The 12,423-nt window shown below is 64.9% G+C and carries 11 protein-coding genes; 7 read left to right on the forward strand and 4 right to left on the reverse strand.

From position 1 onward, the window contains the following. Positions 1 to 22: 22 nt before the first annotated feature. From FJ425_RS16175 to FJ425_RS16185, 3 genes are all read left to right on the forward strand, one after another. Positions 23 to 2,050, forward strand: coding sequence for an autotransporter outer membrane beta-barrel domain-containing protein (locus FJ425_RS16175; RefSeq protein ID WP_140724834.1), 2,028 nt, complete (start codon positions 23 to 25; stop codon positions 2,048 to 2,050). Positions 2,051 to 2,209: 159 nt separating this feature from the next. Continuing rightward, positions 2,210 to 2,440 carry a hypothetical protein gene (locus FJ425_RS16180; protein ID WP_140635390.1) on the forward strand — a complete coding sequence of 77 codons (231 nt, stop codon included), beginning with the start codon at positions 2,210 to 2,212 and terminating at the stop codon, positions 2,438 to 2,440. Between the two features lie 103 nt (positions 2,441 to 2,543). After that, on the forward strand, positions 2,544 to 3,581 hold the full coding sequence (locus FJ425_RS16185) for an MBL fold metallo-hydrolase (protein ID WP_140635392.1): 1,038 nt from the start codon (positions 2,544 to 2,546) through the stop codon (positions 3,579 to 3,581). Positions 3,582 to 4,008: 427 nt separating this feature from the next. Here the strand turns inward: FJ425_RS16185 and FJ425_RS16190 are convergent, their stop codons facing one another. Then, positions 4,009 to 6,039 carry a transcriptional regulator gene (locus FJ425_RS16190; protein ID WP_181175937.1) on the reverse strand — a complete coding sequence of 677 codons (2,031 nt, stop codon included), beginning with the start codon at positions 6,037 to 6,039 and terminating at the stop codon, positions 4,009 to 4,011. A gap of 203 nt (positions 6,040 to 6,242) precedes the next feature. Here FJ425_RS16190 and FJ425_RS16195 point away from each other — a divergent pair, with 203 nt between their 5' ends. Then, positions 6,243 to 7,328, forward strand: coding sequence for a pyridoxal-phosphate dependent enzyme (locus tag FJ425_RS16195; protein ID WP_140635394.1), 1,086 nt, complete (start codon positions 6,243 to 6,245; stop codon positions 7,326 to 7,328). Positions 7,329 to 7,410: 82 nt separating this feature from the next. Then, on the forward strand, positions 7,411 to 8,889 hold the full coding sequence (locus tag FJ425_RS16200) for a pyridoxal-dependent decarboxylase (protein WP_140635396.1): 1,479 nt from the start codon (positions 7,411 to 7,413) through the stop codon (positions 8,887 to 8,889). A 20-nt stretch (positions 8,890 to 8,909) separates the two neighbouring features. Here the strand turns inward: FJ425_RS16200 and FJ425_RS16205 are convergent, their stop codons facing one another. The 3 genes from FJ425_RS16205 to FJ425_RS16215 form a co-directional block, all read right to left on the reverse strand. Then, the gene (locus FJ425_RS16205; protein WP_140635398.1) at positions 8,910 to 9,284 is read right to left on the reverse strand and encodes a YciI family protein; all 375 of its coding nucleotides are present in this window, start codon (positions 9,282 to 9,284) and stop codon (positions 8,910 to 8,912) included. Positions 9,285 to 9,379: 95 nt separating this feature from the next. Beyond that, entirely contained in the window at positions 9,380 to 10,789 is a 1,410-nt protein-coding gene (locus tag FJ425_RS16210; RefSeq protein WP_140635400.1) for an ATP-binding protein, read from the reverse strand. Then, entirely contained in the window at positions 10,786 to 11,502 is a 717-nt protein-coding gene (locus tag FJ425_RS16215) for a response regulator transcription factor (RefSeq protein WP_140546182.1), read from the reverse strand. The genes FJ425_RS16210 and FJ425_RS16215 overlap by 4 nt, the downstream gene beginning before the upstream one ends. A 246-nt stretch (positions 11,503 to 11,748) precedes the next feature. Between FJ425_RS16215 and FJ425_RS16220 the strand changes: the two genes are divergently transcribed. Both FJ425_RS16220 and FJ425_RS16225 read left to right on the forward strand, forming a co-directional pair. Next, positions 11,749 to 12,054, forward strand: coding sequence for a hypothetical protein (locus FJ425_RS16220; protein WP_140546183.1), 306 nt, complete (start codon positions 11,749 to 11,751; stop codon positions 12,052 to 12,054). A 36-nt stretch (positions 12,055 to 12,090) separates the two neighbouring features. Continuing rightward, complete coding sequence (locus FJ425_RS16225; RefSeq protein WP_140635402.1) at positions 12,091 to 12,366, forward strand: hypothetical protein; 276 nt, start codon at positions 12,091 to 12,093, stop codon at positions 12,364 to 12,366. Positions 12,367 to 12,423 lie beyond the last annotated feature (57 nt).

Genomic DNA, 12,423 nt, shown 5'->3' on the forward strand with positions numbered 1-12,423 from the left:
GTGCCCATGCGCCGAGGGGGTGATGCCGACGTCGCGCACAGGGGTTCCAGGCGCGGTTGCGCTGTCGATTTTCGCCGGGGTCTCGCTTGCAAGCGGCACCGCGTTTTCGCAAAGCTTTGCCGTCGGCAATGGCGTCACCGCCGGCCAGCAGACGATGACCGGTGCCGGCGACACCGGCATCGTGGCTTCAAACGGAGCGATCGAAACATTCGGCGCCGGCGCCGATGCCGTGCGGATGCTCAATTCGGGCCAGCGGCTCACCAATTACGGGTTGATTGCAACATTCGGCGACGGCGCCGCCAATGTACATTCGCAAGGGCTCGACGCGACCATCCTCAACAACGGAGCCATTCTGGCGACAGGCGATGGCTCGATCGGCATTTTGTCGGAGGGCGGTAATGCGCATATCGTGAACGATGGCGCGATAGAGGCGCTTGGCGTCGCCTCATACGGCATCATCAGCGACGCCCCGGGCGGGCGCGTGGACAACCGTGGCTTTATCGGCGTTTCAGGTACGGCCGCCGCAGGCATCATCGGCGATGGGCCGGACCTGGAGATAGGCAATAGCGGCTCGATCGAGGCCTATGGGATCGCCGCCGCCGGGATCATCTGGCAGAGCAACGGTCTTCGGCTGCAAAATTCAGGGTCGATCATTGTGTCGGGGTTGGCTTCCGTCGGCATCGGCGCCAGCGGCAGTGACATCGCAATCGCCAACAGCGGCACGGTCAATGCCTACGGGACAGCCTCGACAGGCATAGGCACCTTGTTCGGCAATGCCACGATAAGCAATTCCGGTTCGGTCATTGTCGAGGGGGTGGGTGCCGTGGGCATCGCCGCCCAGGGCAGCAACTCCGTCGTGACCAATTCCGGCCGTGTCTTCAGCGACGAGAGCGTGGCAATCTATCTTGGCGCGCCGGGTGCGACGCTGAACCTGTTGGGCGGAACGGCCATCCAGGGGCCGATCGTCTTTTCCGGCGGCGGCAACACCGTCACCTTCGGTCCCGCGGTGAACGCCGTCATGAGTTTCTCGGGAAGCGGTGTGCCGCAGACCGTCCTGACCGGCGGCAGGCCGTTCGTGACGAGCGGCGACAGCGTGGCGGTGGCGGACATCACCGGGTTTGCCAGCAGCGGGCCGCTTATCGAAGACCTTGTCGACGGCATAGCCGGCGTCGCCGAGGCGCGCATGTCTACCCCTGGCGATGGCTTGCCTGCGCCGCATCCAGACGCCTGGATCTCGACATTTGGCGGGGTACGCGCCCAAGGCGGTTCCGGCGCATCGGCCGGGTTCAGCGAGGCGCTGGGCGCCGGCGTCGCCGGCGCTGAAAGGCGCTCGGGCGACGGCTTCCTGGGTGGCGTGCTGCTGGGAGGTGCTGCGGGATCGACCGAGATCGACGACGATGCGCAGGAGATCGCCCATCGCAGCGTATTTGCGGGCGGTTATCTCGGCTATGACGGAGGGACGCATTTTGCCGGGGCGACGTTGATTGCCGGCGCGATCGAGGAGCACAGCCGCCGCCGTGTCGCGAACAACCGGGTGCTCGACGGCATCGAGACGGCGCGGGCCGATTTCAGCAGCGTCTTCCTCAGCCCGTCGGTTACGTTCGGCACGCGGCTGCCGGTCGCGGCCGGCACGCTGATCCCCAGCGTGCGGCTGCGTTACGCAGGCCTCTTCGTCGACGGCTACGCAGAGACCGGTTCGGACGGCGATCTCGCGGTCGCGCGACGCAACGTCAACCTGTTTTCGGCGCGCGGTCAGCTCGCGCTGGCTTTGGCGCCTGTCAGCACGCCTGTCCAGGCTTGGCAAACCACGCTCCGAGCGGGGATCGATGCGATCGCGCAAAACAGCGGCGACGTTTCGGCGACATTGCTCGGCCAGGGCATCTCTTTTCCCGCCGGCGGCAAGAAATTTGTGTTGCGCGGCTTTGCCGGCGCGGACGTCGCGGCGCAGGTGGGCGCAGGCATGACGCTCAATGCCGGCTTCGAGGCCGGCTACGGAAGCGATAATGCCTTCACCGTTCGCGGCCAGGCCCGCCTCAGCAAGGCTTTTTGAGGGATGCAAGACAACACCGGCGCTGGCGCGACTTGAGTACCTTTTTACGACGGATGGGCTCGTTGGCCCTGTTCTAACATGGATGACAGGCAGGGTCCTGTGAGGCGAATCTGGAACTGGCTGTCCGAACCGCGAGCCGCGCAAATAGCGCTTGGCCTGTTGCTCGTCATCGCGGTCCGGTCGATCCTGGAATTCTTCAGGATCGGTGGAGCGGCCGGCGCACAGCTGCGCGGCGATGAAATCTTCTATATCGAAGGCGCGCTCGCCGCCGTTTGCGCCGGCCTCGCCGTTCTTGTCGTGCATGCCATCGGGCGGCACGGCTGGGCGACGCTTCTCACCGCTGCGGCGATAGCTGCCCTGTTGGCGTGGAAAATCGCGGTCATTGGCTGACGATAGGCGCTTGGTCAAAAAGCGCCACAATCCTATACTGCCACGCGGCCTCGCGGATCATTGCATTCGTGAAGGCCAGCGTTGCAGTGGGGCACGTCGCAGGATGATCTTTCGTCAGCTCTTCGATTCCGTTTCGGGCACCTATTCCTATCTGCTTGCCAGCCGGCGCGGCGGCGAGGCGCTGATCATCGATCCGGTGCTGGAGAAGGTCGAGCGCTATCTGCAGCTGGTCAATGAGCTGGACCTGAGGCTGGTCAAGGCGGTCGACACGCATCTTCATGCCGACCACATCACCGGCCTCGGCGCGTTGCGCGACAAGACGCATTGCGTGACCGTGATGGGTGAGCAGACCAAGGCCGACGTGGTGTCGATGCGGCTTGCCGACGGCGACAAGCTCGGCATCGAAGGCCTGGCGCTCGACGTCATCTACACGCCGGGCCACACCGACGATTCCTACAGCTTCATCCTGCCGGATCGTGTGTTCACCGGCGACACGCTGCTCATCCGCGGCACCGGCCGCACCGATTTCCAGAACGGCGATCCGCGCCAGCAATATGAATCGATCTTCGGCCGGCTGCTCAAGCTGCCCGACGAGACGCTGATCTTCCCGGCGCATGACTACAAGGGCGAGACCGTGTCGACGATCGGCGAGGAAAAGGCCTTCAATCCGCGCCTGCAGGTGAAGTCGGTCGACGAGTATGTGAACATCATGAACAATCTCAATCTGTCCAACCCGAAAATGATGGATGTGGCCGTGCCCGCCAACATGCGGGTCGGGCTGCATCAGGACGACATCGCCAGCCGCGGCTGGGCGGTGAGTGCGGAGCAGGCGCTGGCGCTGGTCGGGCGGCCCGACGTGGCGCTGGTCGACCTGCGCGAGCAAACCGAGCGCGAGCGGCACGGTATCATCCCCGGCGCGATCCATCTGCCCTATGCGCGGCTGCAGGAAAACATCATGGCCGGCGGCATGCTGCACGAGCTGGCGAAGTCGACGGCTAAGCAGATCCTGTTTTACTGCGCCTTCGGCGAGCGTTCGGCGATGGCGGTGCAAGCGGCGCAGGACGTCGGGATTTCCAGCGCCCGCCATATCCAGGGCGGCATCGACGCCTGGCGGAAGGCCAGCGGCCCGTTATCTCACTAGTTCCCCAGCGCAAACGCCGGGGATCGGATGAAGCCGCCCCAACCTCGTCATTCTATGGCGGAGCAAGGAGCGAAGCGACGCGCGCAGACCATAGAATCCATTCTGTGACTTCGAAGCGCCGGCACGGTGCAGAATTCTGCTCCGTTGCACGCCTTGGCGAAGGTAGCGGCATGGATTCCAGGGTCTTCGCGACGGAGCTTCGCTCCTGCTCCGCCCTGGAATGACGATCGCGATGGGCGTTTCGGCCAATCTCCAAGGCATGCCACCTGCCAACGCAAACAGAGCCGACCGGTCAAAATCCCTGTGCAGTGCCACTAAAGCGCATCGCGATCTTTCAGATTCGCTCCCTGCGCTTTAGGTCTTGATTCTACGCATGCCTTTGTCCCGAAACCGGTTCCCACTTTCGGGAGGCATGCTTTAGCCGGATTCAATTCAGCCCGATGAGCTTGGCGCCGTTCCGGAACAGGGCTTCTCCATCCCGGTCGAAACGGAATGTCGCGATGAAATCGTCGGCGCGATAGTTCGGCAAGGTGTTGCGGATCGCGGCGGCGAAGGTTCGCGCCTCCTCCTGCCGGCCGGCCAGCGCCAGGCAGTGGGCGGCAATCGCCAGGATGATGAGATGGGCGTTAGGGCGTGCCGCGGCCTTCAGCGCCCATTCGGCCGCCGCTTCGAATTCGCCGAGCCTTGCATGCGCCATGGCGCGCGCGCCCATCATGCCGAACAGCAGCGGATCGAAGGGGCTCAGATGGCGCGAATGGTCCGACGAACCGATCGCCGATTGCGGGTCGCCCGATTGCGAATGGACGAAGGACAGCGCGTAGTGGCCGAGCGCGAAATTGGGGCTGAGGTCGACGGCGCTCGCGAGCTCCAGCAGCGATCCGTCCTGCTCGCCGCGCAGCCATAGCGCACGGCCCATCGCCCAATGGGCGGCGGGGTTGCGGTCGTCGACCAAAAGGCTCTGGCCGGCGCTTTCGAAGGCAAGCGCGGTCTCGCGGTCGCGGTCGCCCCAGCGCTGGAAAGCATTCTGCCAGTGGGTGAAGGACATGCCGGCATAGGCGCGCGCGAAAGTGGGATCGAGCTTCAATGCCTCGCCGAAGAAATGCTGCGCCAGCTCGTTTTCCTGGCGGGTGAAGCGATACATGTGCCAGAGGCCGCGATGATAGGCCTCCCAGGCATTGAGCGAGTTTGGCGCTTTCAGCAATGCGCGGTTGCGCTCCACCGTCGCGATCTCGGCGGCGATCGATGAGACGATGCTGTTGCCGATATCCTCGATGACGATGAAGATGTCGTCGGGTTTGTGCTCGAAGGTTTCCGCCCAAACGATCCTTGCCGTGCGGACCTCGACAAGCTCGACCGAGACGATGAACCGGCCCGGCAGAGCCCGCACCGAACCAGTCGCGACATAGTCGACATTCAGCCTGCGCCCGGCGTCTTCCGGCGCGATGTTCTTCTCGGCGAGCGCGAAGACAGAGCCGCGGGCGATGACGAAGAAATCGCGCAGCTTGGCAAGCCGCGTGATGATGTCATGCGTGAGGCCGTCGGCAAGCCCGCCACGGAAGCCGCCGGCGCCGGCGCTCTCGGCAAACGGCATCACCGCGAGCGAAGCCCGGCGGGTCGCAACGGGCTCGGATTCGTTCGCGGCCACCAGCGATTCCGAAACCGGGAAAGCCGGGCCGGATCGGTCGCATGGCGTTGCGCCGGCGTTTCGGGCTCTTATCTCCTGCCAAGCCTCGCGCAATGGCGTGAAATCCAGCTCTTCCGAGCGAAACAACTCCGCTGCCGTGGCAAGATGCTCGTCGCCGGCGCAGATCTGCCCGCGCCGGGCCAGATTTTCCAGCAGCGCCACATGTGCGCGGCCGTCGAAGGGCGCAAGCTCCAGCCATTTGTCGATATGGGCGCCGGCCTCATCGGCTCCGCGTGGGAGAAGCCCGATAATATGCTCCAGAACCGCGACATGGCATGCGCTGAAACGGCGGCGCTGCGCCGTCAGCCAGCTGCTGAAATGCGGGCTGCGATCGAGCTCGAGGCCATCGAGAAAATCGCCGGCGAACAGTTGCGCAAGCGTCCGCAGGCGGTCGAGGCCAAGTGTCTCGATCCCTTTCGCCACCGCGGCAGCTGCCTCGACGACATCGACGCTCACATCGCCGAGGCGAAGCGCCACGGTGTCGCCTTCCGTCTCGATCCGGCGCAAGCCCGGTTCGTCGAGCGCGGCACGCAGCTTGCTCAGGCACCAGCGCAACTCGCCGCGCGGATCGTTGGGCACGTCCCAGAGAAGTTCGCAAAGACGGCTGCGGCTGACGGGGTGGGGCGCCAGCGCCAGATAGGCAAGCAGGGCGCGCAGCTTGCGTGACGAAGGCAAGGCCACAGGAACATCGTCGCGCATGATCGCAAACGGGCCGAGCAGCCTGATCGAAAGGCTGGCTGCCATGCTTTTCAGAGCCGACCGAACGGATTCCATGTCCGTTTCCACGCTCGCTCCCACGCCGAACAGTTGGTCCATGTTCTATCACCAAACACGACAGGGCGCATCCGTCGGCGAATTTCGAGCCGGATGCGGCCTTTGCCGAATTTGCCGGCAAGTCACACGCAACTAACGCGGCAAGGTGTCGAAACCGCGCCGCCCAAGCCGCCGGTTTGTAACCGGCACGTGAGGAGAGAGCCATGTTGCATCAATTGAAAATCAGGACCACGTCCGGGCGCGGCCGTCTGTTCGACAGCATTCTCGACACGGTCGGCGACACGCCGGTCATCCGCATCAACAATCTCGGCCCCGCGCATGCCACGATCTATGTGAAGGCCGAGTTCTTCAATCCGGCGGCCTCGGTGAAGGACCGGCTGGCGCTCAACATCATCGAGGAAGGCGAGCGCAGCGGTAAGCTCAAGCCCGGCCAGACCGTGGTCGAGGCGACGAGCGGCAACACCGGCATCGGCCTTGCCATGGTCTGCGCGCAGAAAGGCTATCCGCTGGTGGTGACGATGGCCGACAGCTTCTCGATCGAGCGCCGCAAGCTGATGCGCATGCTCGGCGCCAAGGTGGTGCTGACGCCGCGCGCCCAGAAGGGATTCGGCATGTACAAGAAGGCGGTCGAGCTTGCCGAAACCAATGGCTGGTTCCTGGCGCGGCAGTTCGAGACCGAGGCCAACGCCGCCATCCACGAGGCGACGACAGCGCGCGAGATCATCAATGATTTCGCCGCTTCCAGGCTCGATGTGTTGGTCACCGGCTACGGCACGGGCGGCACGGTGGCCGGCGTCGGCCGCGTGCTGCGCCGCGAGCGGCCGGAGGTGAAGATCGTGCTCGCCGAGCCGGCGAACGCCCAGCTGATCGGCAGCGGCACGCGCCAGGAGCGCGGCGCCGGCGGCGCGCCGTCCGCCAGCCACCCGGCCTTCGAGCCGCATCCGATCCAGGGCTGGACGCCGGACTTCATCCCCAACGTGCTGCAGGAGGCGATCGACCAACGCTACTATGACGAGGTGGTGCCGATCCCTGGTCCCGAAGGCATCAAATGGACGAAGGCGCTGGCGCGGCAGGAAGGCATCTTCACCGGCATCTCCGGCGGCGCCACTTTTGCCGTGGCGCGGCAGATCGCGGGCAAGGCCCCGGCCGGCTCGGTGATCCTGTGCATACTGCCCGACACGGGGGAGCGCTACATGTCGACGCCGCTTTTCGACGGCATCGAGGTGGACATGGACGCCGAGGAAACGGCGCTGTCGCGCTCGACGCCAAGCTGCCAGTTTGAAGCCTGACAGCACCGACCGCGACGCCGCCCCCGCATGGCGGCGCCGTTCTTTTACGCGCGGGTCGACCCGCGCCGGCGGGAGAGGCGAGATGGATACACTTCAGGAAGCGACCAACGCGGAGGAAACGCTCGATCCGCCGGATTGGGCCGATGTGGGAGCGCTCTCGCACCGAATCCTCGACGATGCCATCGCCTATCTCGAGGATGTCCGCGACCGGCCAGTCTGGCGCCAGATGCCGGCCGAGGTGCGAGCATTCTTCGGCGCACCTTTGCCGCGCTCGCCGGCGCCGGCGGCTGACGTCTATGACGACGTCGCCCGCAACGTGATGCCTTACCCGATGGGCAACATCCACCCGCGTTTCTGGTCCTGGTATATGGGATCCAGCAACTTCACCGGCGCGCTCGGCGATTTCCTGGCGGCGATCCATGGCTCCAATCTCGGCGGCGGCAACCATGCCGCCGCACTGATCGACAGCCAGGTCGTCAACTGGATGAAGGAGATGGTCGGTTTCCCAGCCTCGGCCAGCGGCACGCTGGTCAGCGGCGGCTCGATGGCCAACATTATCGGCCTGACCGTGGCGCGCAACGTCAAGGCAGGCGTCGACGTGCGCGAGCGGGGTGTCGGCGCCATGCCGAAGCCGTTGCGCTACTACGCCTCGGACCAGGTCCATTCCTGTCATCGCAAGGCTGTGGAGGCGCTCGGCCTCGGCAATCAGGCGCTGCGGCGAATCCAGACCGATGCCGGGTCGCGCATCGATATCGCCGCGCTCAAGGCGGCAATCGCGGAGGACCGCGAGGCGGGCTTCAGGCCGGCCTGCGTGATCGGCACCGCCGGCACCGTCAACACCGGCGCGGTCGACGACCTGCAGGCGCTGGCGAGCGTGGCGGCCGAAGAGGACCTCTGGTTCCATCTCGACGGCTGCATCGGCGCGCTGATCGCGATCGCGCCTGAGAACCGATCGCTCGTCGCCGGCATCGAACAGGTGGATTCGATCGCGCTCGATCCGCATAAATGGCTGCACGCGCCGTTCGAAGCCGGCTGCGCGCTGGTGCGGGACGCATCCCAGCACCGCAATACTTTTGCCGTGACGCCGGAATATCTGGAATCGACGCCGCGGGGCCTGGCCTCCGGAGAGTGGCTGCACGATTATGGGCTTCAAACGTCGCGCGGCTTCCGTGCGCTCAAGATCTGGATGGCGCTGAAGGAGCATGGCGTCGAGAAGTTCGGCCGCCTGATCGACCAGAACATCGCCCAGGCCCGCCACCTCACCCGGCTGATCGAGGCGGAGCCGGCGCTCGAACTGATGGCGCCGACCACCATCAACATCGTCTGCTTCCGCCATCGCCTGGATGGCGCGTCGGAGGAAAGCCTCAAGGCGTTCAACACCGAGATCATGCTGAGACTCCAGGAGGAGGGAATCGCGGCCTTGTCCGATACAACGGTGCAGGGCCGGCATTGCCTGAGGGTGGCGATCGCCAATCACCGCACGCGCCGCGGCGATCTCGACCTGCTGGTCGCGGAGATGCTCAGGCTGGGACAGGAACTCGAGGCCGCGATACCGGTCTGAAGCACGCTCGGGAAGCTGTCTCAGCTTACCGTCAGAGTGGCGCCCGGTAGATAGAGCATGATCGGCCGGATCTCGTAGACGGCGGTGGGGTTGACGCGCTTGAGGTCGCGCGCCACCGCTATCGCCTCGTCCTGGGTCGCGCAGTCGAGGACATAGAGGCCGAGCAACTGCTCCTTGGTCTCGGCAAAGGGACCATCGATCACCATGCCGTCGCCCGGACCGCGCAGCGTCACGGCCTTGGCCGTCGCGCCGAGCCTGGCCGCAGGCCCGAGCTTGCCCTCGCGCGTCAGCCTGTCGTTGACCTCGAGCAGGTCTTTCATCAATGCCGCATCCTCATCGGGCGACCAGGACTGCACGGTGTCTTCGACGTGATACGCAAGGACGGCGTAGAACATGGGTGGATTTCCCTCGTGACCAGGCGGGCCGCACTATCACAAGGATGGTTCGGCTGATCCAGTGGCGCCGGTGGCGGACAAAGCCCACTCCTGACTCAAGCTGCCACCGGCAGCCGCAGCTCCGTCAGCAGCCCGCCACCGGGGTAGTTGGAGAGATCGACCTCGCCGCCGGCGCCGCGCGCGATGTTGCGGGCGATGGTGAGGCCGAGGCCGAGGCCGCCGGTCGTGCGGTTGCGCGATTCCTCCAGCCGCACGAAGGAGCCGAACACCGCGTCCAGCTTCGCCTGCGGAATGCCGGGACCCTCGTCGCGGATTGAAAGCGTGATCGTGTCGCCCGATCGCCGCACGCCGAGATGCGCCTTTTTGCCGTAGGTCACCGCGTTCTGGATGAGATTGGTGATGCAGCGGCGCAGCGCCACCGGCCGCGCGACGCAGATCAGGCCGCGCGACGGGACCACGTCTTCGTCGAAGGACGCGCCGTCGAAGGAGTCCGCGACCGATTCCACCAGCGACCAGAAATCGATCCGCTCGGCCTTTTCCTCGGTCACCTCGAATTTGGCGAAGTCGATGACCGAGCTCGCGATGCTTTCGATGTCGGCGAGGTCGTGCGCCAGCGCCTCGCGCGCGGGCGACCTGCGCAACAGTTCGAGGCGCAGGCGCATCCGGGTCAGCGGCGTGCGCAGATCATGCGCCAACGCCGCCGCGAGGTGCTCGCGATCCTCGACATAATCGCGCAGCCGCATCTGCATGGCGTTTATCGCCTTCGCGGCTGCACGGATCTCGCGGCTGCCGCTCTCGGCGATCGGCGGGCTTTTCAGGTCGTTGCCGATGCGCGTCACCGCCGTTTCCATCATCCGGTAGGGCGCGGTCAGCCGGCGCAGCGACCAGATCGACATGATGACAATCAAACCGGCGATCAATGAGTAAAGCGGCAGGCTGTCGAGGCTCAGAATCGGTCCCGCCGGCGTGATCGGTTCGGTGAAATTCAGCCACTGTCCGTCGGAAAAGCGCAGCGAGGCGGTCAGCTTGTCGCTTTGCGCGAAATCCGCGGCCAGGACCAGCAGGTCGCGCTCGACCTGGCCGACATCCTTGTTCACCGCCTGCCCGTCCGGGACATCGGCCTCCTGGGTGGCCGGATCGCGGCGCACGCGCGCATCGGTGATGCCGAACTTCGACAGGCGGCCGACCAGGATGTCCTCCAACTCGGCAAGTTGGTCGTCGCCGGCGATCGAAGAGGTGACGGCGGGCGTGTCCGAAACCGTCAGCGCATAGGTCGAGTTGAACAGGCCGGAGGCGGTCGCCTTGCGTTCTTCGGGCGTGGCGTCATGCATCAGCTGCACCAGTGAATAGGCGCGGTCGTTCAACCGGTAGAGATCGACGACGCTATTGGCGGCGGCCCGATCGCGCGCGACGATGTAAAGCGTCGTCACCTGGCTGAGCATGAGACCGGCAATGACGATGAGCAGCACCCAGACTGGCAGGGTCTGCGGCAGGAAGCGTCTCATTCGGATGTCGTCTCGGGCAGGAACTGATAGCCGCCGCTGCGCACGGTCAGGATCAGTTTCGGCGTTTTCGGATCGTCTTCCATCTTGCGGCGGAGGCGGCTCACCAGAATGTCGACGCTGCGGTCGAAGCTATAGCCGGTGTCGCCGCCGGACAGCTCGATCAGCTGCTCACGGGTAAGCACGCGCTGCGCGCTCCTGACGAAGGTCTGCAGCAGGTTGAACTCCGCCATCGTCAGCTCAACCCGGACGTCGTCGGGCGCCGTCAGGCGGCGGCGCGCGCAATCCATGGTCCAGCCGGCAAAGCGGTAGACCTGCCTGGCGGCGGGCCGACGCGGCTCGGCGCTGCCGTTGCGTCTCAGCACGGCGCGGATGCGGGCCAACAGCTCGCGCGGATCGAAGGGCTTGGGCACGTAGTCGTCGGCGCCCATTTCCAGGCCCACCACGCGGTCGGTCGTTTCGGTGACCGCGGTCAGCATGATGATCGGCGTAGTATAGTTGGCGCGGATCTCGCGGCAAAGCTCAAGTCCGCTTTTGCCGGGCAACATCACGTCGAGAACGATCAGGTCGACCGGCGTGCGGCGCAGGACCGCTTCCATCTCGGTACCGTCGCCGGCCACCGTCGTGTGCAGCCCTCGCTTCTGGAAGAACTCCTGCAGCAGGTCGCGTATGCCCTTGTCGTCGTCGACGATCAGTATGTGCGCATCGGATTTCACTCGAAACCTATCATTCTTTTTGCCGGCTCTTGCTGGATATCCGTTCGAGGCAACCCACACGATAGAATTCGGGCCACATCTTGGCCAGTGGCCGCGATTGCCGTGCCGGCTGGGTTCCCAGAAACAATCCAGAAACAAAATTCTACAATCGAGAAAAACTGGTGAAAAATTTCAAGGGCATAACCGATGCCGTGGCGGTCAGATCATCGGCTGCGACGCAAGTTTCCGGAGTAACGGACAAGACCAATGCAGAGGTTCTGGATCAGCGTGATGGGTGCTTTGCTCAGCATATCGCTCATCACAGCCGCAGACGGCGCCTCCACTGCAAAGGTCGCCGCCCCGCTCACCCGGACCGAGCGCTGCACCAATCTGAGCCGTCAGGTTGACGAAGCTCTCGAAACGCATGCCGCGGCAACGCAGGTCACCGCGGCGAAGGCACTGCAAAGAAAGGGAAACCGGTTCTGCGCCAACAAGAAACAGGCACAGGGGATCCGGATGCTCGCAAATGCTTTGAAGCTGCTTGGAGTGGCACCGATCGATCCCGTTCAGTGACACTCATCCAGACCCGCAAGAAAAGGAAATGAAGCCATGAAGAAGTCCATCCTCTCCGCCCTCGGCCTCGGTGTTGCTCTCGCCTTCGCGATGCCGGCGCTCGGCAACGCGGCCGCTACGACGACCGCTGCTCCGGCTGCTTCGACCGCGACCACCACGCCTGCTCCGGCGGATAGCATGGCTGCGAAGCCGATGAAGAAAGCCGCTGCCAAGAAGGCCTGCAAAGTGACCAAGACGCACAAGTGCCCGGTCAAGAAGAAGGCGTCGGCTGCGAAGCCCGCTGCTGCGAAGCCGGCTGCCAAGAAGCCCTGATCCAGCGCTCGGCGCCACTAGATGAAGCCGCTCCAGTCGATTTCGGCAGGGGCGGCT

Source organism: Mesorhizobium sp. B2-7-2 (genome assembly GCF_006440775.1).
GTDB lineage: Bacteria > Pseudomonadota > Alphaproteobacteria > Rhizobiales > Rhizobiaceae > Mesorhizobium.